We start from the raw sequence: 24,806 nt of genomic DNA on the forward strand, positions 1-24,806 counted from the left end.
TGAGACGAGCACTATATAGCAAGCTCGCGGGCATCGCTGATCGAGGCGCCCGGCGTGAGACAGCGTTCACCAGTTTTAGTGCCGGGGGCGGCTACAATGCCGGTTCTCAAGGAGCCTGCATGTCCCGACTACTCAGCGACTGGCGCGACCGCCCGACCCACCACAGGGTCTGGGCGCTGGCCGCGCCGATGATTCTTTCCAACATTTCCGTGCCCATGGTGGCACTGGTGGACAGCGCCGTGATCGGCCACCTGCCCCACGCGCACCAGCTCGGCGCCGTGGCGGTGGGCGCCAGCCTGTATACCTTCCTGGCGTTTCTGATGGGCTTCCTGCGCATGGGCTCCACCGGCTTTGCCGCCCAGGCGGCCGGACGCGCCGACGGCGCCGCGCTGCGCCAGGTGCTGGTGCAGGGGCTGCTGCTGGCGTTGCTGTTCGCCGTGCTGCTGGGGGCACTGGCGATTCCCTTCAGCCACCTGGCATTGGGCCTGATGCAACCGAGTGCCGCGCTGCAGGAAAACACCCTGGCGTTCTTCCACACGCGCTTGCTCGGCCTGCCGGCAGCGCTGGCCAGCTTTGCCCTGGTGGGGTGGTTTCTGGGTACGCAGAACGCCCGTGCCCCGCTGGCGATCCTGCTGACCACCAACCTGCTCAACATCGTGCTCAACCTGTGGTTCGTGCTGGGGCTGGACTGGGGTGTGCTGGGCTCGGCGCGGGCGTCGGTGATCGCCGAATGGTCGGCCGCGCTGCTCGGCCTGGCGCTCACGCGCCCGGCCCTGCGCGCCTACCCCGGGCAGGTGGCCTGGGCGCTGCTCAGGCGCTGGCACAGCTGGCGCCCGCTGCTGAGCGTGAACCGCGACATCTTCATTCGCAGCCTGGCGTTGCAGGGGGTGTTCTTCCTGATCACTGTGCAGGGTGCGCGCCTGGGCGAGGCGACGGTGGCGGCCAATGCGCTGCTGCTCAACGGCCTGCTGCTGACCGCGTATGCACTGGACGGCCTGGCGCATGCGGTGGAGGCACTGTGCGGACATGCGATCGGCGCCGGGGACCGCGGCGCATTGCGCCGTTCGATGACGGTGGCGTGTGGCTGGTCGTTGATCGTCAGCCTGGGGTTTGCCGGGGTGTTCCTGCTGGGCGGGCACTGGTTCATCCAGTTGCAGACGGATATCCCCAGCGTGCGCGAGACGGCGTTCGAGTACCTGCCATACCTGGCGCTGCTGCCACTGGTGGCGGTGTGGAGCTACCTGCTCGACGGGTTGTTCATCGGCGCGACAAGGGCACGGGAGATGCGCAACGGCATGCTGCTGAGCGTGGCGATAGCACTGCCGTTCGCCTATGCGGCCAGCGGGCTGGGCAACCACGGGCTGTGGCTGGGCTTTCTGCTGTTCATGGGGCTGCGGGCGGTGACGCTGGGGGTGATGGGGTGGCGGTTGCAGCGTAGGGATGGGTGGTTTGTGGCGTGAATGACGGCCTCTTCGCCGGCAAGGCCGGCTCCTACAGGGTATTGCATGAACCTGTAGGAGCCGGCCTTGCCGGCGAAAGCGGTCAGGAGGACAGGTAGGACGAGCGGGTCAGCCCGAGGCGCAAGGCATCCAGGAACTGGGTACGCTCACGCGCCGTGATCTTCGCGCTGGCGCATTTGTCGCGGTAGTGGGTCATCAGCTCTTCGGGCGACAGGTGCACGTAGCGCAGCATGTCCTCGATGGTGTCGTGGGTCTCGATGCCGGCGTGGTACACGCTGCCGTTGGGGTTCTGGTAGATGTTCACCGAGTCGGTGTCACCGAACAGGTTGTGCATGTCCCCGAGGATTTCCTGGTACGCGCCCACCAGGAAGATCCCCAGCAGGTAGTCCTCGCCCTCGTTGATGGCGTGTACCGGCAGGCTGGTCTCGATGCTCTGCTCGTCGACGTACTGGTTGATCTTGCCGTCCGAGTCGCAGGTCAGGTCCTGCAGCACCGCACGGCGCAGCGGCTCTTCGCCCAGGCGATGCAGCGGCAGGATCGGCAGCACCTGGCCGATGGCCCAGGTGTCGGGCAGGCTCTGGAACACCGAGAAGTTGCAGATGTACTTGTCGGCCAGCTTGTCGTTGAGCTCGTCCAGCACCTGTCGGTGCGAGCGCTGGCGCGCCTTGAGCGAGTTGTGCAACCGGCGGCACACGGCAAAGTAGCACTGCTCGGCCAGGGCCTTCTGCGCGAGGGTGATCTTGCCGTCGGCGTATTGCGCGGCCACGTCGCTCATGTAGTGGGTGGCACGCCAGTAGGTCTCGGTGACCATCTCGATGTCGGTCGGGCCCAGCAGGTCGGCCAGCCACTGCACGGTTTCGGGCAGGCTCTGCTTGTCCTCGATCTCGGGTACTTCGTCGTTGTGCTTCTCGACGTCGGTTACCTGCACCACCAGCATCGCGTGGTGCGCGGTCAGCGCGCGGCCGCTCTCGGAGAAGATGTGCGGGTGCGGCAGGCCCTGCGCGTCGCAGAACTCCTTGAGCATGCCCACCACCACGCCGGCGTAGTCGTCCATGTCGTAGTTGATCGAGCTGGCATTGCGCGAGTGGGTGCCGTCGTAGTCCACGCCCAGGCCGCCGCCCACGTCGATGTGGTCCACTGGCAGGCCCAGCGCACGCAGCTCGCCGTAGTAGCGGATGGCTTCCTTGAAGCCGTGCTGGTAGTCCGCCAGGTTGGCGATCTGCGAACCCATGTGAAAGTGCAGCAGGCGAATGCCCTGGTCCAGGCCGGCATCGCGAAAGCGCTGGACTACCGAAATCAGTTGCGCAGCCGACAGGCCGAACTTGGACTTCTCGCCGCCGGTATCGGCCCACTTGCTCGAAGCCAGCGACGACAGGCGCACGCGCAGGCCGACCTGCGGCTTGACCTTGAGGTCGGCGGCTTCCTCGATCACCAGTGCCACTTCGGATTCTTTCTCGATCACGATGAACACGTTGTGACCCAGTTTCTGCCCCATCAACGCCAGGCGGATGAACTCGCGGTCCTTGTAGCCGTTGCAGACGATGGTGCCGCCCTTGGGCGCCAGCGCCAGCACCGCCAGCAGCTCGGGCTTGGAACCGGCCTCAAGGCCGATGGACACGTTCTGCGTGGCGATGATGTTCTCCACCACCGCTTCCTGCTGGTTGACCTTGATCGGGTACAGCGCGGTGTACTGGCTCTGGTACTCCAGGCGCGCGATGTTGGCGTCGAATGCGCCGGTCAGCTGGCGCACGCGGTGTTGCAGGATGTCGGGGAAACGTACCAGCAGCGGCAGCGACAGGCCGCTCTGGCGCAGCTCGTCGACCTGCTCGTACAGGTCGATCGGCGCACTGTCCGGCCCGTTGGGGCGTACTTCGACGCGCCCGGCCTCGTTGATCGCGAAGTAACCCGCGCCCCAATGGCGAATGCCGTAAACACTGCGGCTGTCGGCCACGGTCCATTGGCTGCCATCGTCTTTGCGTGTGCGTCGTACGGACATCGAAGTCCCCTATAAAGAAAGTCGTGAACACCGGCCAGGGCGTGCTGGCCAGTGTAGAAAATGAAGATGACGATTCTCCCTGTTCAGGCATAGACCCCTACCCAGGGAACGAGTTTAGAAGTGCTGCAGGAAAAACCTCGCAGCGGCCATCAGCCGCCGGACTTTTTCGCCTTGAAGCCTTGCTTGATCAGCTCGGCCAGCAACAACTCGACGTGGTCGCCCTGGATCTCGATGACGCCGTCTTTCAACGCGCCGCCCGTACCACAACGCCGCTTGAGCGTGGTGGCCAGTTCCTTGAGTTGATCCAGGGGGAGCGGTACGCCACTGATGGTGGTCACCGTCTTGCCGCCACGGCCTTTGCTTTCACGACGCACACGGGCAATGCCGTCGCCTTCGGGGATGAGTGTCTGCTTGCAGATGCAGGCATCGACGGGTTTGCTGCAGTCCGGGCAATGCCGGCCTGCATCGGTGGAGAACACCAGGCCACCGAGGGCGGCGAATGATGCGGCTTTCTTGGCCACTTTTGATCCTCTGCGTTGAGGACAAAAACTGGTCGATGCCCCGGGGCGAGGTACCGACCGCGAAGCCCCACTCTGGCAGGGGCAGCGCACCTGCCGCGGCAAGCCGTGGCAGGGTGAAAAGGCCGCGCAGTGTAACCACAATTGCGCCGAATGCTAAGTGCAAAACTGCGCCATTTTGCTTGGCTTTCGCGACGTCAGCCGCGCCGCGCCACGAAACGGTTCAGCGCCGCCAGCGAGTCGGGGCAGTAGGGGGTGCTCAGGCTGTCGTCCAGGGCTGCCTGCAAGGGCATGAAGCGGGCCTGGCTGACCTCCTCGGGCTGCAGGCGCAAAGGCCCGTCCCAGACCGCCGAGAACACAGCGCACCAGAGCCGGTTGCCAGGCTGGTCGAAGAAGAAGCGCTCGTGGAAGCTCAGCGACACGCCGCTCACCCCCAGCTCCTCGGCCAGCTCGCGCGCGGCGCAGCGCTCGTAGCTTTCGTGCTCGTCGACCATGCCGCCGGCGGCCACATCCCAGTAGCCGGGGTAGATCGCCTTGCTCAGGGTACGCTGGTGCACGCACAGCTCGCCGGCACTGTTGAACAGCAGGATGTAGGTGCCCCGCCCGATCAGCCCCTGCTCGCGCAGCTCGGCCCGCGGCTTGGCGCCGAGCAGGTTGTCCTGCTCGTCGACCCAGGCGATGCGCTCGGCATCCGAGGCGGCGCGGTGCGCCGCCTCGCTCTGGCTGAACAGCATCAGCCCTGGGACAGCAGCTGGCGCAGGTCGATCACTGCGGCGTTGGCGCGGGAAATGTAGTTGGCCATCACCAGCGAGTGGTTGGCCCACATGCCGAAGCCGCTGCCGTTGAGTACCATCGGGCTCCACAGCGGCTCCTGCGAGGCTTCCAGCTCACGGATGATCTGGCGCACGCTGACGGTGGCGTTCTTCTTGGCCAGCACGTCGGCGAAGTCGACCTCGATGGCGCGCAGCAGGTGCGACAGCGCCCAGGCCTGGCCACGGGCTTCATAGAACACGTTGTCGATCTGCAGCCACGGCGTCTCGACCACTTCCTCGTCCAGCTGCGGCACCTGGCCCGGCACCACCGATTCGGTCTTGAGGGTGGTGTTGAGCTTGACCCGGCCCACGCTGGCCGACAGGCGCTGGGACAGCGAGCCCAGGCGCGTGGCCACATCGCCCAGCCAGTTGTTGAGGTTGTCGGCACGGGTGTAGAACAGCGCGCCCTGCTGGTCTGGCGAAGCCAGGCGCTTCTGGTAGCGGTTCAGCGAATTGATGCCTTCCTGGTACTCCGACTCGCTCGACGGCAGGATCCAGCTCTTGTTGTCGAAGTTGAAGCGCGGCTCGGCCTTGGCAAGGTCGGCGTCTTCGGCCGACTGAGACTGCGAACGGGCGAAGTCCTTGCGCAGGGCACGGCTGAGGTCACGTACCTGCACCAGCACGCCATATTCCCAGCTGGGCATGTTGTCCATCCACAGGCCCGGCGGGAAGCGGTCGTTGGAGATGTAGCCGCCTGGCTTGTCGAGCAGGGTGGCAACCACGGTCTTTAGGGTTTCGACGGTGGTGTAGCCGACGACCATCTGCTGGCCGTTGCGCTCGGCGGCGGCCTGGGCGTTCTGCTGCACCGGGAACAGGTCGGACTCCTGGCTCCAGTACCAGCCCAGGGCGATGGTCACCAGCAGGTACAGACCGATCAGGGTGCCCAGCGCCCGGCTGAACAACAGCCCGCCGAAGTAGCTGCGGGTGCCCGAGCCACGGGCGTCCACCCGCTCGCGTGCCTCGGCTTTGCCTGTACGGTTTTTCCAGTCCAGCATGGCGTTGTCCTTTCTGTCAGGTCGTGTCCAGGGTTCGACCGCGCGGCCCCCGCTTCGTGCCCACGCCGGCCAGCATTGTGTGCCAGCGTGCGCGGCCGGGGCGCCAGCCAAGCCTGCACTATAAATCAAGCGCGCCGCTTCGCATAAGTGACTAACGGGTCAGGAAAGGAATTTAGCGCCACCCCAGTTAATTGATGCAGCACACTCGATTGCCGGAAAAGTGGTGCTAGCATAGAGCCATCACTCGAATTGCCTCACCCCTTACAAGTAGTCAGGACATGACCGAGCCAGAAGACCCGAATCGTGCGCGCCTCAAGCAACACTTTGCCCAGCGGGTCATTCACCAGGCCCGGCAAATTCTCGAGATCTGGCAGCGCCTGCAGCGCAGCGAGTGGACCAGCTGCGACCTGAGCGAGCTGGGCGAGGCCAACCTGCGCCTGCAGCGCTACGCCGAACGCTTCGAGCAACCCGAGCACAGCCTGCTGGCCGATGCCATCGGCCAGACCCTGGCGGCGGTGGAGGCCAACAGCGCGCGCCTGAGCAGCAGCCTGATCAACGAACTCAACCGCCTGATGCAGCGCCTGTCGCGTACCGGCCTGCGCCAGGGCGACCAGCTCGAGCGCACCCCGCTGCCGCCGCTGCGCAAGCCCATCTACGTGATGCTGCAGGACCACGAGCGCGCCGAGCGCCTGGCCAAGCAGCTGGAGTTCTTCGGCCTGGGGGTCGAGCCGCTGTACAGCCCCGAGGCGTTCCAGGCCTCGATGGCCGAGCGCCTGCCGGCGGCTATCGTCATGGATGTCGACTTCGGCGGCCAGGGCCAGGGCCTGCAGCTGGCTGCCCAGGCCCAGCAGGGCCTGGAGCAGCGCGTACCGCTGCTGTTCTTCAGCCTGCACGAAACCGACACCCCCACCCGGCTTGCCGCGGTACGCGCCGGCGGCCAGGAATTTCTCACCGGTACCCTGGAGGCCTCCAGCCTGCTGGAAAAGGTCGAGCTGCTCACCAGCGTGACCCAGTACGAACCGTTCAAGGTGCTGGTGATCGACGACTCGCGTGCCCAGGCACTGCACACCGAGCGCCTGCTCAACAATGCCGGCATCGTCACCCGCACCCTCACCGATCCGATCCAGACCATGGCCGAGCTGGCCGACTTTCAGCCCGACCTGATCATCCTCGACATGTACATGCCCGCCTGCACCGGCACCGAGCTGGCCAAGGTGATCCGCCACAACGACCGCTATGTGAGCGTGCCGATCATCTACCTGTCGGCCGAGGACGACCTGGACAAGCAGCTCGATGCCATGAGCGAGGGTGGCGACGACTTCCTCACCAAGCCGATCCGTTCGCGCCACCTGATCACCACCGTGCGCAACCGTGCGGCCAGGGCGCGCAACCTCAAGGCGCGCATGGTGCGCGACAGCCTCACCGGGCTGTACAACCACACGCACATCCTGCAACTGCTCGAAGACTGCAGCTTCCGGGCGCGGCGCGAAGACCGCCCGCTGAGCTTTGCCATGCTCGACATCGACCACTTCAAGAAGGTCAACGACAGCCACGGCCACCCCATGGGCGACCGGGTGATCAAGAGCCTGGCGCTGTTTCTCAAGCAGCGCCTGCGCAAGACCGACTTCATCGGCCGTTATGGCGGCGAAGAGTTCGCCATCGTGATGCCCAACACTGACCTGCACGCGGCGCACAAGGTGCTGGACGAGATTCGCCGGCGCTTTGCCGAGATCCACTACCCGGCGCAGCCGCGTGACCTGTCGTGCACCTTCAGTGCCGGGGTGGTGCAACTGAGCGACGGGCTGGATGCGCTGAGCATGGCCACCGCAGCGGACGAGGCGCTGTACCTGGCCAAGGGTGCGGGGCGCAACTGCGTACAGCGGGTCGAGGCCTGAGCCTTTTCGCCAGCAACCCGGCCCCTGTAGGAGCCGGCGTTGCCGGCGACAGGGCCACCATATAGCCACTTTATTTCGCAACACCCCTGCCATCGTCATAACCACGTCATAAAAACGCAATAACTTCAGGCACTTGCCATCCCGCCGTTGGTAGAGCCCGCTCATGCGCCTGAAGTTGCTGACCAATCTGAACACCCTGCTGCTGGTAACCGTGTGCCTGGCCCTGGGGGCGACCCTGTGGTGGTCGCAACGCGCCCTGGAACAGCCCTACCTGTTGATGGAGCGTTACCTGGCGCTGTCCCAGCAGTTCCAGAACCAGGTGGCCCGCAACACCCAGGATTACCTGAACAGTGGCGATGCCCTGCGCCACGCCACCGCCCTGCAAAGCACCCAGGACCTGCAACAGGAACTGGCCCAGCTGCCCGATGAGCTGGCCGCGCAACTGCGCCCCAGCCTCGACACCCTGCAGGCATTCACCGCCAATGAGCTGCTGGCCGCCGGCAAGCTCGCCGGCGACCCCCAGGCCCTGTTGCTGCAGGCCGAACGCGAACTGGGCGCCAACCTCGAACAGCTAGCCCGCTACGCCCACGACAGCGGCCACCCCGAGGCGGCGCACTACCAGTCGGCACTGCTGGAAGCCAGCCTGCACCTGGGCCGCCTGTCGCTGGCGCGTGACAAGCTGGTGAGCAGCGGGCGCAGCGAGCTGGCCGACGAGGTGGAGCGCGAACTGCAACTGATCATCACCCAGGCCAAAGCCCTCGACGCCCTGCCATTGCTGGGCGTGACCGCGGCGGTGGAATCCGGCGCCGACGACTTCGCCGCGATGATGGGCCTGCAGAGCGAGGCCACCACCAGCGCCGAAGACGTCGGCGTGGCCCTCAAGCGCGAGCTGGGCAGTTTGCTGGCGCGCTACCCGGCAGAACTGCAGCGCACCCGCGCGCAGATCGAGCGCCGTACCGAACTGGCCACCACCACCCAGGCGCGCATGGCCGCCGTGCAGCAGGCCATCGCCGACCTGGAACCGGGGGTGCGCGCGCAGCACGGGCAGATCCAGGGCGAAGTGCGGGTGATCCAGGGCCTGATGATCGGGTTGATCCTGCTGATCGCCCTGCTCATCGACACCTTGCAGCGGCGCCTGGCGCGGGTGCTGGGCAACCTGGCGCCGGCGCTCTCGCAGTGGGCCGGCGGCGACTTCAGCCAGGCCATTGCGCTGGGGCGCAGCAACCGCGAAATGCACGACATCCAGGACTCGCTCAACCGCCTGCGTGCCTACCTGGTAGACCTGGTGGGCACCATCCGCAGCAACGCCGAGCAGGTGGCCGGTAGCAGCCACGCCCTGGCCGGCATGAGCAGCGCGCTGCACGACGGCGCCGAGCGCCAGGCCGGCGACACCGCGCAGATCCGCGATGCGCTGGGCGAACTGGAGGCCACCATCACCCAGGTGGCCGGCGATGCCAGCCAGGCCGCCGACGCCAGCCGCCACGCGGGGCTGGCGGTGGAACAGGGCCAGGCGGTGATCGGTCAGAGCCTGAGCGGGCTGCGCCTGCTGGTGGACGAGGTGCAGGGCAATGCACAGATGATCGAGGGCCTGGCCCAGGAGTCGGCGACCATTGGCGGCGTGCTCACGGTGATCCGCTCGATTGCCGAACAGACCAACCTGCTGGCCCTGAATGCGGCCATCGAGGCGGCAAGGGCCGGCGAGATGGGCCGCGGCTTTGCCGTGGTGGCCGAGGAGGTGCGTTCGCTGGCCCAGCGCACCACCGGTGCCACCGGCGAAATCCAGACCCTGATCGCGCGCCTGCAGCAGGCGGCACGCGAATCGGTGGAAGGCATGCGCGCGCAACTGGAGCACGCCGAGGCCACTGCCCAGCAGGCGCAGTCTGCCGATGGAGCGCTGGACGAGATTGTCGCGGCGATCCAGACCATTGCGCAGACCGCCGTACGCATCGCCGACGTGACCGCGCAGCAGAGCGGTGCGGTGAGCGAGATTCGCGACCATAGCGAACGGATCCACGAACTGGGCGCGGACAACCTGGAGCGCATTGGCGAGGGGCGCGAGCAGGGTGAGCATCTGCTGCGCCTGGGCGGGGAGCTGAACACCGCCGTGCAGGCGTTCCGGGTCTGATCCAGGGGACTCTCGCGGGTCAAGCCCGCTCCCACAGGTATGCATCCTGATTGAGCCAGATGCATTGTCTGTGGGAGCGGGCTTGACCCGCGATGGGTTCAACTCGATTACTCCTGCTCAAACTCCGTTATCATTGCCCCCACGTTCCCCCCAGCGAGACCGCTCATGCGTCGCCTGCTTTGCCTCCTGCTTCTGGTCCTGGCCCTGCCCGCCATGGGCGCCGGGCTGCTCGACAACCGCCCCAGCGCCACCCTCGGCGCACCGGGCCTGAACAACAGCGCCGACTTCCTGCCCGTGCGCGAAGCCTTCAAGCTCAACCTGATCCAGGGCGACGCCCAGGCCATCAAGCTGCGCTTCGTCACCACCGAGGGCTACTACCTCTATCGCCACCGCTTCCAGTTCCGTACCGAACCTGCCGACATCGCCCTGGGCACCGCGCAGCTACCTGCCGGCGAGGCCAAGCACGACGAGTACTTCGGCGACGTCGAGGTGTACCACGGCATCCTCGACATCGACCTGCCACGCACTGCCGACCAGCGCCCCTTCACCCTGGTGGTGAGCTATCAGGGCTGCGCCGACAAGGGCCTGTGCTACCCGCCAGAAACCGAGCGCCTGAGCATCGACGGCGTCGGCGCCGCGTCCACCGCCGCCGCCCCGGCCAGCAGCAATGCCTGGAGCTGGAAGGAAATGCTGCTGTTCTTTCTTGCCGGCGTCGGCCTGACTTTCACCCCCTGCGTGCTGCCGATGCTGCCGATCCTTTCCGGGGTGGTGCTGCGTGGCCAGGTCGGTGGCGGTCGCGGCCTGGCCCTGTCGCTGGCCTACGTGCTGCCGATGGCCGCCTGCTTCGCCCTGCTCGGCGCGCTGATGGGCCTGTTCGGTGCCCAGCTCAATTTGCAGGCACGCCTGCAATCGGCCTGGGTGCTGGTGCCCTTCGCGGCATTCTTCGTGGTATTCGCCCTGGCCATGTTCGGCCTGTTCGAACTGAAGCTGCCGCAGTTCATCAGCAGCCGCCTGGACCGCGTGGCCGGGCAGACCAAGGGCGGCTCGCTGCTGGGCGCCGCCGTACTCGGGGTGGTTTCCAGCCTGCTGGTCTCGCCCTGCGTGTCGGCGCCACTGGCCGGTGCGCTGCTATATATAAGCGCCAGCGGCGATGCCATCGGCGGGGCGCTGAAACTCTTCGCGCTGGGCCTGGGCATGGGCGCGCCGCTGCTGCTGGTGGCCACCGGCGGTGCGGCCTGGCTGCCCAAAAGCGGGCCGTGGCTGGTCACGGTGAAGAACGCCATCGGCGTGCTGCTGCTGGGCCTGGCCATCGGCCTGCTCAGCCGCGTGCTGCCCGGCCCGCTCACCCTGCTGCTGATCGGCCTGCTTGCAGCCGGCGTGGCGCTGTTCCTCGGCGCCCTGGAATTCGGCGTGAAGACCACCGGCCAGCGCCTGGCGCAGCTGCTCGGCCTGTTGCTGCTGGCCTACGCGCTGGCCTGCTGGTACGGCGCCTTCAGTGGCCAGGCCGACCCGCTGCGGCCACTCCCCGCCCCCGCCAGCACCCCCTCGGCCGCACCGGTCAGCGCCTGGCAGACGGTGAACACCCCCGCCGCCCTGGATGGCCTGCTGGCCGAGGCCAGGGCGGCCGGGCAACCGCTGCTGCTGGACTGGTACGCCGACTGGTGCATCAGTTGCAAGGTGATCGAGCATGACGTACTCGGCGATCCGGCCGTGCAGGCGCAACTGCAGGGCTACCGCCTGGTACGGTTCGACATCACCGAAAGCAACGCCGAGCAACGCGCGCTGCTGGACCGCTACCAGCTGTTCGGCCCGCCGGGCTTCCTGGTGTTTGCCGCGAACGGCAGCGAAAAAACCGACAGCAGGGTGATAGGCGAGGTAAAAGCCGGCGAATTTGCCGAACACCTGGCGCGCATTCGCAGCGAAGTGGGTCTATAACTGCTGGGGCCGCTTGAAAAGCGCCACGGATGACCGAAATTGGCAAGATAGTCATAAATTTCGCGCGAATCTCGGTCATCGTGCTGGCTATTGCAGGTAACTGGACAGTGCTCGGCAGTTTGCGGCATAGTCGCCGCGCTACGTTTTTGCCCGACAATAAAAGGAACCGCAGATGGCAACGCTACTGGTGCTGCATGGCCCCAACCTGAACCTGCTAGGCACCCGCGAACCGGGCGTCTACGGGGCCGTGACCCTGGCCCAGATCAACCAGGACCTGGAGCAGCGTGCACGCGCCGCCGGCCACCATCTGCAATACCTGCAAAGCAATGCCGAGTACGAACTGATCGATCGCATCCACGCCGCACGCAACGAAGGGGTGGACTTCATCCTGATCAATCCGGCGGCTTTCACGCACACAAGCGTCGCATTACGTGACGCATTGCTGGCGGTGAGCATCCCATTCATCGAAGTGCATCTGTCCAACGTGCACAAGCGCGAGCCGTTTCGCCACCACTCCTACTTTTCAGACGTCGCCGTAGGGGTGATCTGCGGCCTGGGCGCCACCGGCTATCGCCTGGCCCTGGAGTCCGCCCTGGAACACCTGGCAGCGCACGCCAAACCCTGAATAACCGAAGCCTGGCCGCAGGCCGGGCCGTGTACGAACGTTAACATTCACGTTTATACGACCCTGACCGACCCTTGGGAGTTGATGATTAATGGATATCCGTAAAGTCAAGAAACTGATCGAACTGCTGGAAGAGTCTGGCATCGACGAGCTGGAGATCAAGGAAGGCGAAGAGTCCGTCCGTATCAGCCGCCACAGCAAGACCCCGGCCCAGCAGTACTACGCGCCAGCCCCGATGGCTGCCGCACCGGCCGCCGCCCCTGTGGCCGCCGCTGCCCCGGCTGCCGCCGAAGCGCCAGCCGCGCCGAAGCTCAACGGCACCGTGGCCCGCTCGCCAATGGTCGGTACCTTCTACCGCAAAGCCTCGCCTACCTCGCCTGCCTTCGTCGAAGTCGGCCAGACCGTGAAGAAAGGCGACACCCTGTGCATCGTCGAAGCCATGAAAATGATGAACCACATCGAAGCTGAAACCAGCGGTGTGATCGAATCCATTCTGGTAGAAGACGGCCAGCCGGTTGAGTACGACCAGCCGCTGTTCACCATCGTTTGAACCGCGGAGAACCAACGATGCCAGCCAAGTTGGAAAAAGTCCTGATCGCCAACCGCGGGGAAATTGCCCTGCGGATCCTGCGCGCCTGCAAAGAGATGGGCATCAAGACCGTCGCCGTGCACTCCACCGCCGACCGCGAGCTGATGCACCTGGGCCTGGCCGACGAATCGGTATGCATTGGCCCGGCTTCGGCCACCCACTCCTACCTGCACATCCCGGCGATCATCGCAGCCGCTGAAGTGACCGGCGCCACCGCCATTCACCCAGGCTACGGTTTCCTCGCGGAAAACGCCGATTTCGCCGAGCAGGTCGAGAACTCCGGCTTCGCCTTCATCGGCCCCAAGGCCGACACCATCCGCCTGATGGGCGACAAGGTGTCGGCCAAGGACGCGATGATCAAGGCCGGCGTACCGACCGTTCCGGGTTCCGACGGCCCGCTGCCGGAAGACGAGGAAGAAGCCCTGCGCATCGGCCGTGAAGTCGGCTACCCGGTGATCATCAAGGCCGCCGGTGGCGGTGGTGGTCGCGGCATGCGCGTGGTGCACAAGGAAGAGGACCTGATCGCCTCGGCCAAGCTGACCCGCAGCGAAGCCGGCGCCGCCTTCGGCAACCCGATGGTGTACCTGGAGAAGTTCCTGACCAACCCGCGTCACGTGGAAGTCCAGGTACTGTCCGACGGCCAGGGCAACGCCGTGCACCTGGGTGACCGCGACTGCTCGCTGCAGCGCCGCCACCAGAAGGTGCTGGAAGAAGCGCCAGCCCCGGGCATCGACGAAAAGGCCCGCCAGGAAGTCTTCGCCCGCTGCGTCAAGGCGTGCATCGACATCGGCTACCGTGGTGCCGGCACCTTCGAGTTCCTCTACGAGAACGGCGCGTTCTACTTCATCGAAATGAACACCCGTGTTCAGGTGGAGCACCCGGTTTCGGAGATGGTCACCGGTATCGACATCGTCAAGGAGATGCTCAGCATCGCCGCTGGCAACAAGCTGTCGTTCACCCAGGATGACGTGGTGATTCGCGGTCACTCGCTGGAGTGCCGGATCAACGCCGAAGACCCGAAGAAGTTCATTCCGAGCCCGGGTACCGTCAAGCATTTCCACGCACCGGGCGGCAACGGCGTTCGCGTCGACTCGCACCTGTACAGTGGCTATGCGGTACCGCCGAACTACGACTCGCTGATCGGCAAGCTGATCACCTACGGCAAGGACCGTGACGAAGCCATGGCGCGCATGCGCAATGCGCTGGACGAGATCGTCGTCGACGGCATCAAGACCAACATCCCGCTGCACCGCGAACTGGTGCGCGATGAAGGTTTCTGCAAAGGTGGCGTGAACATTCACTACCTGGAACACAAGCTCGCCAACGACGAGTGATGCAGGTGTGATGTGAAAAAGACCCCGGCCTGGTGCCGGGGTCTTTTTTTTGTGTTGCCTTCTTCGCCGGCAAGGCCGGCTCCTACAGGGGAACGTCGAATCTGTAGGAGCCGGCCTTGCCGGCGAAGGCGTGCCGCCTAATGCTGACCCATGCGCGGCATCTCGATGCCATGCGCATGCACCCGCCGGTACAAGGTGGCCCGCGAAATACCCAACGCCTTGGCCGCCTCCCCCGGTTTCCAGCGATGGCGTACCAGCGCCTCCAGCAGCACCTGGCGCTGCGGGCTCATGCTGGCCTGCACCTGGCCCTGCACCTGCGCCCCGCGCACATCCGCCGGCAGGTCCTGCAACTGCAGCGTGCCACCGGCGCACACCGCGCAGGCGTAACGCAGCACCTGGCGCAACTGGCGCAGGTTACCCGGCCAGCGATACCCCAGCAGGCACTCCAGCGCTGCCTCGCTCAAGCCCACGTCCACCCCGCAACCGGCTGCCTCCTCGGCCAGCAAGCGGTTGATCAAGGCCAGCCGGTCACTGCGCTCGCGCAGCGGCGGCAGCTCGAAGCGCGCATTGGCCAGGCGAAAGTACAGGTCTTCGCGAAAGCGCCCGTCGGCCACCCGCGCCGCCAGGTCGCGGTGCGTGGCGCAGATCACCTGGATATCCACACGCTCGCGCCTGGCCGCACCCAGCGGCGCCACCTCGCCTTCGGCCAGCACCCGCAGCAGGCGGGTCTGCAAGGCCAGCGGCATGTCGCCGATCTCGTCGAGAAACAGCGTGCCGCCATCGGCCTGCTGCAGCAGCCCGCGCATGCCCTTGCTGGAGGCCCCGGTAAACGCCCCGGCCACATAGCCGAACAGCTCGCTCTCGATCAGACTCTCGGGAATCGCCGCGCAGTTGAGCGCCACGAACGGCTTGCCGGCCCGCGCGCTGCGTTCATGCAACTGGCGCGCGAACACCTCCTTGCCCGCACCGGTCTCGCCCACCACCAGCACCGCCAGGTTGCAGTTCTTGACCCGCACCGCCAGGCGCAGGCTTTCCTCCACCCGTGCATCCACCCCGCCCGGCACCGGCACCACCCGCGCCGGACGCTGTGGCGAGCTGACCCGCACATGCAGCGCATCGCCATCGGCGCGCCAGCTCAGGCGCTGGGCCGACTCGTCGGTCACCGCGCGCAACTGGTCCAGGTCGAACAGCTGGCCGATATGCGCCGGCAGCTCGCCGTAGCGCGAGAGCAATGCCGAGCGCGCCAGGCTGTTGAGCGCCTGCAGGCGTCCGTCGGCATCCCAGGCCAGCAGAAAGTCCGGCTGGCTGTCCACGTACCCCGGCGCGCTGTGCGCCCGCAGCACCCAATGCGCCTGGGCGTTGTGCATGAAAAAAGCGTTCTCGATCTCCCGCGCGGTCTGCACCACCAGTTGGCGGATCAGGTGCTGGCTGCGCCGGTCGTCCGGCGACTGCAGCGCCGACACGTCGACCACCCCCAGCAGCTTGCCCTGCGGGTCGAACACCGGCGCCGCCGAGCAGGTCAGGCCGATGAAAGCGGCGCGAAAGTGATCGCGCTTGTGCACCGTGACCGGCACCTGGCTGGTCAGTACCGCCGCCACCCCGCAGGTGCCCTCCTCGCCTTCCGACCAGCAGGTGCCCAGGTACAGGCCGGCCTTGCGGCAGTCGTTGCGCAGCGCGGCGTCGACGCGGTAGTCGATGGTGCGACCCTGCGCGTCGGTCAGCAGCACGCAGTAGTCGGCACCGCGCACCCGCTCGTGCAGGCGCGCCACCGCATCGCTGGCAATGCGCATGAACAGCTCGGCGCGTTCGCGGCATTCGTTGAGCAGGGTTTGCGACAGGATGCGCGGCCCTTGCTGCGAGGAAGGGTCGAGGCGGTGCTGCTCCATCGAGCGGCGCCAGGAGTCGAGGATCAACGGCGGTACCGGCGCCTGGGGCTGGCGGTCGGCATTCTTGAGCACACGGCTGACACAGTCGACGTGGGCTCTGGAGTTCGCGGCAAGCATGGGGCCTCCGGTTCTCGTGTTCTTGTCGTTATGCGGCCCATTAAGCGCCGTTTGCCAGGCCCCGACAAGCACCGCCTGGGCAAGCGGCGCCGTGAGACGCAGCGTCTCGGCGTCTCGCCGCGGCGCTGCCCGCACTGCAACGCAGCGTCTTGCCGACGCCCCGCGAGCACGCCCCTGCAATGCTGCACAAAGGCTCTGGGTCAAGCCTTTCACCCGACCTGGCACCACCCTTGCTCCAGCCCTGGTACACAAGAACCAGAGGTGCGCCATGAGCCATCCCGCCCCCACCGTGGGCATCATCGTCAACCCGGCCTCGGGCCGCGACCTGCGCAGGCTTACCGCCAGCGCCGGCCTGTACTCCAGCACCGACAAGGCCTCGGCCGTGCAACGCCTGCTGGCAGCCTTCGCCGCCACCGGCATCCGGCGCGTGCTGCTGCCGCCGGATATGACCGGCATCGCCGCCGCCGTGCTCAAGGCCAGCAACGGCCCACAGGCCGCCGGCCAGCGCTGGCCGCAACTGGACATCCTCGACATGCCGCTGCGCCAGACCGTGGAGGACACCCGCCTGGCCGCGCGCCAGATGCTCGCCCGCGGGGTCGCACTGATCGCCGTGCTCGGCGGCGACGGCACCCATAAGGCGGTGGCCGCCGAGGTCGGCGACATTCCGCTGCTGACCCTTTCCACCGGTACCAACAACGCCTTCCCCGAATTGCGCGAGGCCACCAGCGCCGGGCTGGCCGGCGGGCTGTTCGCCGCCGGGCGCATCCCGGCCCAGGTGGGCCTGCGCCGCAACAAGCGCCTGCTGGTGCGCGACCCGGCGCGGGAGCTGTGCGAGTGGGCGCTGGTGGAAGTCGCGGTGTCGCCGCAGCGCTTCATCGGCGCCCGCGCCCTGAGCCGCGCCGAAGACCTTGCCGAAGTCTTCGCCACCTTCGCCGAACCCCACGCCATCGGCCTCTCGGCGCTGTGCGGGCTGTGGTGCCCGGTGTCGCGCCACGCCGCCGAAGGGGCCTGGGTGCGTCTTAACGGCCAGGCCGAACAGGCGCTGCTGGCGCCGCTGGCCCCTGGCCTGGTGCAAGGCTGCGGCATCACCGCCGCCGGCCCGCTGGCACCGGGCGTCGCCTACTCCCTGAGCCTGTCCAGCGGCACCCTGGCGCTGGACGGCGAGCGCGAGATCGAGTTCAGCGAGCACGACCGTCCCACCGTCACCCTCGACGCCCACGGCCCCCTGAGCATCGACGTGGAGGCCGTACTGGCCTTCGCCGCCCGCCATCGCCTGCTGGCGGTAGGCCGCGAACACCCGCAACACCCTGCGCACCCTCAGTGCTGAGACAACCCTGGAGAACAACAAGATGTCCACTCACCTGAACACCGAGCAACTCCTGCATGCCTACCGGGTCATGCGCACCATCCGCGCCTTCGAAGAGCGCCTGCACATCGAGTTCGCCACCGGCGAGATCCCAGGCTTCGTGCACCTGTATGCCGGCGAAGAGGCGTCGGCCGCCGGGGTCATGGCGCACCTGCGCGACAGCGACTGCATCGCCTCCAACCACCGCGGCCACGGCCACTGCATCGCCAAGGGCGTGGACGTGCACGGCATGATGGCCGAGATCTACGGCAAGAAGACCGGCGTGTGCGGCGGCAAGGGCGGTTCGATGCATATCGCCGACCTGGAAAAGGGCATGCTCGGCGCCAACGGCATCGTCGGCGCCGGCGCGCCCCTGGTGGCCGGCGCTGCCCTGGCGGCCAAGCTCAAGGGCACCGATGACGTGGCCGTGGTGTTCTTCGGCGACGGCGGCTCCAACGAGGGTGCGGTGTTCGAGGCCATGAACCTGGCCGCGATCATGAACCTGCCGTGCATCTTCGTGGCCGAGAACAACGGCTACGCCGAGGCCACCGCCTCCAACTGGTCGGTGGCGTGCGACCACATCGCCGACCGCGCCGCCGGCTTCGGCATGCCCGGGGTGACCATCGACGGCTACGACTTCTTTGCCGTGCACGAGGCGGCCGGCGCCGCCATCGAGCGTGCCCGCAGCGGTCAGGGCCCGTCGCTGGTGGAGGTCAAGCTGACCCGCTACTACGGCCACTTCGAAGGCGACGCGCAAACCTACCGCGCCCCGGACGAGGTGAAGAACCTGCGCGAAACCCGCGACTGCCTGATGCAGTTCCGCCAGCGCACCACCCGCGCCGGGCTGCTCGGTGACGCCCAGCTGGACCTGGTGGATGCCCAGGTCGAGGACCTGATCGAAGACGCCGTGCGCCGCGCCAAGTCCGACCCCAAGCCCCAGCCTGCCGACCTGCTCAGCGACGTGTACGTCGCCTACCCCTGAGCACGCTGCCCTTACAACAAGAACAATCGGAGAATCATCATGGCGAGAAAAATCAGCTACCAGCAGGCCATCAACGAAGCCCTGGCCCAGGAAATGCGCCGCGACCCCACGGTGTTCATCATTGGCGAGGACGTCGCCGGCGGTGCCGGTGCACCGGGCGAGAATGACGCCTGGGGCGGTGTGCTCGGCGTCACCAAGGGCCTTTACGGGCAGTTCCCCGGCCGCGTGCTGGACGCGCCGCTATCGGAAATCGGCTATGTGGGCGCAGCGGTCGGCGCCGCCACCCAGGGCCTGCGCCCGGTGTGCGAACTGATGTTCGTCGACTTTGCCGGCTGCTGCCTGGACCAGATCCTCAACCAGGCAGCCAAGTTTCGCTACATGTACGGCGGCAAGGCGGTCACCCCGCTGGTGATGCGCACCATGGTCGGCGCCGGCCTGCGCGCCGCCGCCCAGCACTCGCAGATGCTCACCTCGCTGTGGACCCACATCCCGGGCCTGAAGGTGGTGTGCCCGTCGTCGCCGTATGACGCCAAGGGCCTGCTGATCCAGGCGATCCGCGACAACGACCCGGTGATCTTCTGCGAGCACAAGCTGCTCTACAGCCTGCAGGGCGAAGTGCCGGAAGAGGTCTACACCGTGCCGTTCGGCGAGGCCAACTTCTTGCGTGACGGCGACGACATCACTCTGGTGACCTACGGGCGCATGGTCCACCTGGCCATGGAGGCGGCGGCCAACCTGGCACGCCAGGGCATCGACTGCGAGGTGCTCGACCTGCGCACCACCAGCCCGATGGATGAAGACAGCATTCTCGAAAGCGTGGAAAAGACCGGCCGCCTGGTGGTGATCGACGAAGCCAACCCGCGCTGCTCGATGGCCACCGACATCAGTGCGCTGGTGGCGCAGAAAGCCTTCGGCGCACTCAAGGGCCCGATCGAGATGGTCACTGCGCCGCACACCCCGGTGCCGTTCTCCGACGCGCTGGAAGACCTCTACATCCCCACCGCCGCCAAGATCGAGGCTGCCGTGCACACAGTGATGAAAGGGAGGGACGCGGCATGAGCCAGATCCATACCCTGACCATGCCCAAGTGGGGCCTGTCGATGACCGAGGGGCGCATCGACACCTGGCTCAAGCAGGAAGGCGAGCACATCAGCAAGGGCGACGAGGTGCTGGACGTGGAGACCGACAAGATCTCCAGCAGCGTCGAGGCCCCGTTCAGCGGCGTGCTGCGCCGTCAGATCGCCAGGCCCGACGAGACCCTGGCAGTGGGGGCGCTGCTGGCCGTGGTGGTCGAGGGCGAGGCCAGCGACGCGCAGATCGATGCGGTGGTACAGCGCTTTCAGGCCGAGTTCGTGCCCGGTGACGGCGCCGAGCAGGACAGCGGCCCGGCGCCGCAGAAAGTCGAGCTGGACGGGCACCGGGTGCGCTACTTCGACCTCGGCGAAGGCGGTACGCCGCTGGTGTTGATCCACGGCTTCTGCGGCGACCTGAACAACTGGATGTTCAACCACCCGGCGCTGGCCGCCGAGCGCCGGGTGATCGCCCTCGACCTGCCCGGGCATGGCGAGTCGGGCAAGCACCTGCAACGCGGCGACCTGGATGAGCTGAGCCAGAGCGTGCTGGCCCTGCTCGATCACCTGGACCTGGGGCGCGTGCACCTGGCCGGGCACTCCATGGGTGGTGCGGTGGCCTTGAACCTGGCGCGGCTGGCACCTGCGCGGGTGCAGTCGCTGAGCCTGATCGCCAGCGCCGGGCTGGGGCGCGAGATCAATGGCGGCTACCTGCAGGGCATCGTTGCGGCGGCCAACCGCAACGCCCTGAAGCCGCAGATGACGCAGCTGTTCTCCGACCCCGGGCTGGTGACCCGGCAGATGCTCGAGGACATGCTCAGGTTCAAGCGCCTGGAGGGGGTGGACGAGGCCCTGCGACAACTGGCCGACGCACTGGCCAGCGACGGCGTGCAGCATCACGATCTGCGCCCGGTGGTGGCGCAGCAGCCGACGCTGGTGCTGTGGGGCAGCGATGACGCGATCATCCCGGCCACCCATGTGGACGGCCTGCCAGCCGAGGTGGCGATACTGCCGGGCCAGGGGCACATGGTGCAGCTGGAAGCGGCCGAGCAGGTCAATGCGCGACTGCTGGCGTTTTTGCGCGGGCACTGACCAGCACCGGTTTGTGTCTCGAGGGCTGCTCTGCAGCCCGATCGCGGGTCAAGCCCGCTCCCACAGGGATCACTGCCGTCTCTGTGGGAGCGGGCTTGACCCGCGATCACGCCAGTACAGACACTGCAGCGCCCCCGATACAAACCCCTCGCACTCAAGTAAACTGGCGCGCTTCGCGCAGCCCCCAGCGGCTGCCCTCCACGAATTACCCAAAGGTGCCCGCCATGCCCTGGCTGCAAGTACGTCTGGCCATCAGCCCGGAACAAGCCGAAACCTACGAAGATGCCCTGCTCGAAGTCGGCGCCGTCTCCGTCACCTTCATGGACGCCGAAGACCAGCCGATCTTCGAACCGGACCTCAACACCACCCCGCTGTGGTCGCACACCCACCTGCTGGCCCTGTTCGAAGCCGACGCCGAACCCGAGGCAGTGTTTGCCCACCTGCAACTGCTGACCGGGGCCGCCCTGCCCGAGCACCAGGCCGAAGTGATCGAAGACCAGGACTGGGAACGCAGCTGGATGGACAACTTCCAGCCCATGCGCTTCGGCCAGCGCCTGTGGATCGTGCCCAGCTGGCACGCCGCCCCCGAGCCGGACGCCGTCAACCTGCTGCTCGACCCGGGCCTGGCGTTCGGCACCGGCACCCACCCGACCACCGCCCTGTGCCTGGAATGGCTCGACGGCCAGGACCTGAACGGCACTGAAGTACTCGACTTCGGCTGCGGCTCGGGCATCCTCGCCATCGCCGCGCTGCTGCTGGGCGCACGCAAGGCGGTGGGCACCGACATCGACGTGCAGGCCATCGAGGCCTCGCGCGACAATGCCGGGCGCAACGGCATCGCCGACGCGCTGTTCGACCTGTACCTGCCCCAGGACATGCCGACCATGCAGGCCGACGTGCTGGTGGCCAACATCCTCGCCGGCCCGCTGGTCTCGCTGGCCCCGCAGCTGTCCGGCCTGGTACGCCCCGGCGGCCTGCTGGCGCTGTCGGGCATCCTCGCCGAACAGGGCGATGAAGTGGCCGCCGCCTACGCCAAGGACTTCGACCTGGACCCGATCGCCGTGCGCGATGGCTGGGTACGCATCAGTGGTCGCCGGCGCTAACTGCGCCTAGACTACAACTCTGCACAACCCGGACCGCCGCATGACCGACAGTTTCGTCACCCAGTGCCCGCATTGCCAGACCAGCTTTCGCGTCAGCCACACTCAATTGAGTGTGGCCCGCGGGGTAGTGCGCTGCGGCAATTGCCTGCAGGTATTCAACGCCGCCAAGCAACTGCTGGAGCAGAGTGCAGCGCAACAGGCGCTGCAGGTGGCCCCCGCGCTGCCGCCGGCAACGCCGTTGCCTGCGCCGGTGGCCGAACCCGAACATGCACCGCAGCCAGCGCCGTCGGCCCCCGCGCCGATCAGCCAGCGCGAATGGACGGCCAGCGCGCTGGACGTCGACCTCGACCAACTGGACCTCGACCAGGAACTCGCCCGCCTGGAGCAACGCGAAATCCAGCCGATCAGCGAGTTCAAGCGCAGCCAGGCCGAAGACTTCGACCTGGCGCCACGCCGCGAGGACAGCCTCAGCGCCCAGCGCGACGGCCCAGACGACACCTCGTACACCGACAGCCTGTTCAGCAGCCCCGCCGACGAACGCGAAGCCCAGGCAACGCCGCAGCCGCCGCTGGTCGACGAACCCGTCCCGGCTGTCGTGGCGCTGCCGGGCGAGCGCACCGAACCCTCGCTGTCGCTGGACCTGGACGGCCTGGATGACGAGCCCCCGCTGCGCGAGCAGCCCCTCCACGACCCCGACGTGGTGGCCGAGCACCTGTCGGCACGCGACCCGGGTGATGAGCCCGATACGCCGGACCCGGCGCTCGACGACGCCCCGAATACCCGCCACGAACCCGACCTTGGCCCGATGGCCGCACGCTCGCCGCGCAAGCCGGCGCTGGTCGACATCGTCGACGACCCGCTGCAGCTCGACTGGCAGAAGCCGCGCAGCCACTGGGGCCGGCGCCTGCTGTGGGCGCTGCTGACTCTGCTGGCTGGCGCGGCACTGGCTGGCCAGTACATCGCCTATCACTTCGACGAACTGGCCCGCCAGGACCAGTACCGCCCCTGGTTCCAGCAGCTGTGCCCGCAACTGGGCTGCGAAGTGCCTTCCAAGGTCGACATCGCCCGCATCAAGAGCAGCAACCTGGTGGTCCGCAGCCACCCGGACTTTGCCGGCGCGTTGATCGTGGACGCGATCATCTACAATCGTGCGCCCTTCTCGCAGCCATTCCCGCTGCTGGAGCTGCGGTTTGCCGACCTCAACGGCCAACTGATCGCCAGCCGTCGCTTCAAGCCCGGCGAGTACCTGAGCGGCGAGCTGGCCGGCAAGGCCGAAATGCCCAGCCAGACCCCGATCCACATCGCCCTGGACATCCTCGATCCGGGCCCGAAGGCGGTCAACTACAGCCTGAGCTTCCGCTCGCCGGAGTAAACCCAGCGACCAGCGGCAAGCTTCAGGCGGCAAGAGAAAAGCGCGGTATCACGCCACTCCTGCTTTTGGCTGGGGCTTGAAGCTTGTCGCTTGCCGCTCAAACTGTTCATATTTTATCCAGATCGACCTTTATCCGGTCACCGAGAGCGGGTATCATGCCCACCCTTTTTCGAACTCTAAGATCGGCCCCCACAACAGGGAACTCCTATGTCGGCGGTACGCATCGGCCCATACACACTGCAGAACGCCCTGATCCTTGCCCCGATGGCCGGGGTCACGGACCAGCCTTTTCGTCAGCTGTGCCGACGAATGGGCGCAGGCCTGGTGGTGTCCGAAATGGTCAGCAGCGACATGAGCCTGTGGAACAGCCGCAAGTCGCGCCTGCGCATGATTCACGATGGCGATCCCGAGCCCCGCTCGGTGCAGATCGCCGGCGGTGACGCGCAGATGCTCGCGGCCGCGGCCCGGGCCAATGTCGAGGCCGGCGCGCAGATCATCGATATCAACATGGGCTGCCCGGCAAAAAAAGTCTGCAACAAAGCTGCAGGCTCTGCTTTATTGAAGGATGAAGTACTGGTCAACGAGATCCTCCAGGCGGTGGTCGCCGCCGTGGACGTACCCGTTACCCTCAAGATCCGCACCGGCTGGGACCGGGACAACAAGAATGGCCTGACCGTGGCGAAGATCGCCGAGCAGGCAGGCATTCAGGCACTGGCCGTACATGGCCGCACCCGTGCCGACCTGTACACCGGCGACGCCGAGTACGACACCATCGCCGCCATCAAGCAGGCGGTGTCGATACCGGTATTTGCCAATGGCGACATCACGTCGCCGCAAAAGGCCCGACAGGTGCTCGACGCCACCGGCGCCGACGGCCTGCTGATCGGCCGCGCCGCCCAGGGGCGGCCGTGGATCTTTCGCGAGGTCGAGCACTACCTGCGCACCGGCGAGCTGTTGCCGGCACCGCAGTTGGCTGAAGTGGAACGAATTCTGCTGGAGCACCTGGCCGCGCTGCACGCCTTCTATGGCGATGTGATGGGTGTGCGTATCGCCCGCAAGCATGTGGGCTGGTACCTGGCAACGTTACCGGGCGCCAGGGAGTTTCGCGCCCGCTTCAATGGTTTGGAAGAAACACACGCGCAGTGCGCCGACGTTCGCGAGTTTTTCCGCGAACGTGAACAGAGCCTTGAGACAGAGGACGGACAAGGGGTGGCCGCATGACGATGATGACCGAGACTTTAGTGAGTGGAACAACGCCCGTGAGCGACAACGTCAACCTGAAACAGCACCTGAACACCCCGAGCGAAGAGGGCCAGACCCTTCGCGGGAGCGTGGAGAAGGCGCTGCACAACTACTTTGCGCACCTCGAGGGCGCTGCTGTCACGGACGTGTACAACCTGGTGCTCTCTGAAGTCGAGGCACCCTTGCTCGAAAGCGTGATGAACTACGTCAAGGGCAACCAGACCAAGGCCAGCGAGCTGCTGGGGCTCAACCGGGGCACCTTGCGCAAGAAGCTCAAGCAGTACGATCTGCTGTAACAACGAATCCACACCAG

General features: G+C 66.7%; 20 protein-coding genes. 15 read left to right on the forward strand and 5 right to left on the reverse strand.

Annotation, left to right across the window (positions count from 1 at the left end):
• Positions 1–119: 119 nt before the first annotated feature.
• Positions 120–1,460, forward strand: coding sequence for an MATE family efflux transporter (locus CR917_RS21985; RefSeq protein WP_104572963.1), 1,341 nt, complete (start codon positions 120–122; stop codon positions 1,458–1,460).
• An 82-nt stretch (positions 1,461–1,542) separates the two neighbouring features.
• Here the strand turns inward: CR917_RS21985 and speA are convergent, their stop codons facing one another.
• The 4 genes from speA to CR917_RS22005 all read right to left on the reverse strand — a co-directional run bounded on the left by speA (position 1,543) and on the right by CR917_RS22005 (position 5,781).
• The gene (gene speA / locus CR917_RS21990; RefSeq protein ID WP_043860454.1) at positions 1,543–3,456 is read right to left on the reverse strand and encodes an arginine decarboxylase; all 1,914 of its coding nucleotides are present in this window, start codon (positions 3,454–3,456) and stop codon (positions 1,543–1,545) included.
• Positions 3,457–3,605: 149 nt separating this feature from the next.
• Positions 3,606–3,977: a translation initiation factor Sui1 gene (locus tag CR917_RS21995; RefSeq protein ID WP_043860455.1), complete on the reverse strand. Its 372-nt coding sequence runs from the start codon at positions 3,975–3,977 to the stop codon at positions 3,606–3,608.
• A gap of 194 nt (positions 3,978–4,171) precedes the next feature.
• Positions 4,172–4,708 carry an NUDIX hydrolase gene (locus tag CR917_RS22000; RefSeq protein ID WP_043860456.1) on the reverse strand — a complete coding sequence of 179 codons (537 nt, stop codon included), beginning with the start codon at positions 4,706–4,708 and terminating at the stop codon, positions 4,172–4,174.
• On the reverse strand, positions 4,708–5,781 hold the full coding sequence (locus CR917_RS22005; protein ID WP_104572964.1) for a DUF2333 family protein: 1,074 nt from the start codon (positions 5,779–5,781) through the stop codon (positions 4,708–4,710). The genes CR917_RS22000 and CR917_RS22005 overlap by 1 nt, the downstream gene beginning before the upstream one ends.
• A gap of 278 nt (positions 5,782–6,059) precedes the next feature.
• Here CR917_RS22005 and CR917_RS22010 point away from each other — a divergent pair, with 278 nt between their 5' ends.
• From CR917_RS22010 to accC, 6 genes are all read left to right on the forward strand, one after another.
• Entirely contained in the window at positions 6,060–7,676 is a 1,617-nt protein-coding gene (locus CR917_RS22010) for a PleD family two-component system response regulator (protein ID WP_043860458.1), read from the forward strand.
• A gap of 1,345 nt (positions 7,677–9,021) precedes the next feature.
• A complete protein-coding gene (locus tag CR917_RS28240; protein ID WP_371920457.1) occupies positions 9,022–9,801 on the forward strand; it encodes a methyl-accepting chemotaxis protein in 780 nt (259 codons plus the stop codon).
• 165 nt (positions 9,802–9,966) lie between these two features.
• On the forward strand, positions 9,967–11,736 hold the full coding sequence (locus tag CR917_RS22020; protein WP_104572965.1) for a protein-disulfide reductase DsbD: 1,770 nt from the start codon (positions 9,967–9,969) through the stop codon (positions 11,734–11,736).
• A 172-nt stretch (positions 11,737–11,908) separates the two neighbouring features.
• Positions 11,909–12,361: a type II 3-dehydroquinate dehydratase gene (aroQ, locus tag CR917_RS22025; protein WP_043860461.1), complete on the forward strand. Its 453-nt coding sequence runs from the start codon at positions 11,909–11,911 to the stop codon at positions 12,359–12,361.
• Positions 12,362–12,452: 91 nt separating this feature from the next.
• Positions 12,453–12,911 carry an acetyl-CoA carboxylase biotin carboxyl carrier protein gene (gene accB / locus CR917_RS22030; RefSeq protein ID WP_043860462.1) on the forward strand — a complete coding sequence of 153 codons (459 nt, stop codon included), beginning with the start codon at positions 12,453–12,455 and terminating at the stop codon, positions 12,909–12,911.
• Positions 12,912–12,928: 17 nt separating this feature from the next.
• Positions 12,929–14,284, forward strand: coding sequence for an acetyl-CoA carboxylase biotin carboxylase subunit (gene accC, locus CR917_RS22035; protein ID WP_043860463.1), 1,356 nt, complete (start codon positions 12,929–12,931; stop codon positions 14,282–14,284).
• A gap of 137 nt (positions 14,285–14,421) precedes the next feature.
• Here accC and CR917_RS22040 read toward each other — a convergent pair whose 3' ends face one another.
• Positions 14,422–16,287, reverse strand: coding sequence for a sigma-54-dependent Fis family transcriptional regulator (locus CR917_RS22040; protein WP_104572966.1), 1,866 nt, complete (start codon positions 16,285–16,287; stop codon positions 14,422–14,424).
• Positions 16,288–16,555: 268 nt separating this feature from the next.
• On the opposite strand from CR917_RS22040, the gene CR917_RS22045 reads away from it, so the two are divergent.
• The 8 genes from CR917_RS22045 (at position 16,556) to fis (ending at position 24,789) form a co-directional block, all read left to right on the forward strand.
• On the forward strand, positions 16,556–17,614 hold the full coding sequence (locus CR917_RS22045) for an ATP-NAD kinase family protein (RefSeq protein WP_043860465.1): 1,059 nt from the start codon (positions 16,556–16,558) through the stop codon (positions 17,612–17,614).
• 22 nt (positions 17,615–17,636) lie between these two features.
• Entirely contained in the window at positions 17,637–18,614 is a 978-nt protein-coding gene (locus CR917_RS22050; RefSeq protein WP_043860466.1) for a thiamine pyrophosphate-dependent dehydrogenase E1 component subunit alpha, read from the forward strand.
• 39 nt (positions 18,615–18,653) lie between these two features.
• The gene (locus CR917_RS22055; RefSeq protein WP_058541559.1) at positions 18,654–19,673 is read left to right on the forward strand and encodes an alpha-ketoacid dehydrogenase subunit beta; all 1,020 of its coding nucleotides are present in this window, start codon (positions 18,654–18,656) and stop codon (positions 19,671–19,673) included.
• Positions 19,670–20,776: an acetoin dehydrogenase dihydrolipoyllysine-residue acetyltransferase subunit gene (locus CR917_RS22060; RefSeq protein ID WP_104572967.1), complete on the forward strand. Its 1,107-nt coding sequence runs from the start codon at positions 19,670–19,672 to the stop codon at positions 20,774–20,776. The genes CR917_RS22055 and CR917_RS22060 overlap by 4 nt, the downstream gene beginning before the upstream one ends.
• Positions 20,777–21,000: 224 nt before the next feature.
• Positions 21,001–21,879 carry a 50S ribosomal protein L11 methyltransferase gene (prmA, locus tag CR917_RS22065; protein WP_104572968.1) on the forward strand — a complete coding sequence of 293 codons (879 nt, stop codon included), beginning with the start codon at positions 21,001–21,003 and terminating at the stop codon, positions 21,877–21,879.
• A 40-nt stretch (positions 21,880–21,919) separates the two neighbouring features.
• On the forward strand, positions 21,920–23,251 hold the full coding sequence (locus CR917_RS22070) for a DUF3426 domain-containing protein (protein ID WP_104572969.1): 1,332 nt from the start codon (positions 21,920–21,922) through the stop codon (positions 23,249–23,251).
• 207 nt (positions 23,252–23,458) lie between these two features.
• Positions 23,459–24,472, forward strand: a complete 1,014-nt coding sequence (dusB, locus tag CR917_RS22075; protein WP_043860471.1) for a tRNA dihydrouridine synthase DusB — start codon at positions 23,459–23,461, stop codon at positions 24,470–24,472.
• Entirely contained in the window at positions 24,469–24,789 is a 321-nt protein-coding gene (fis, locus tag CR917_RS22080; protein WP_003186237.1) for a DNA-binding transcriptional regulator Fis, read from the forward strand. The genes dusB and fis overlap by 4 nt, the downstream gene beginning before the upstream one ends.
• The last annotated feature ends 17 nt before the right edge of the window (positions 24,790–24,806 follow it).

The organism is Pseudomonas sp. BRM28 (assembly GCF_002939405.1).
Classification (GTDB): domain Bacteria; phylum Pseudomonadota; class Gammaproteobacteria; order Pseudomonadales; family Pseudomonadaceae; genus Aquipseudomonas; species Aquipseudomonas palmensis.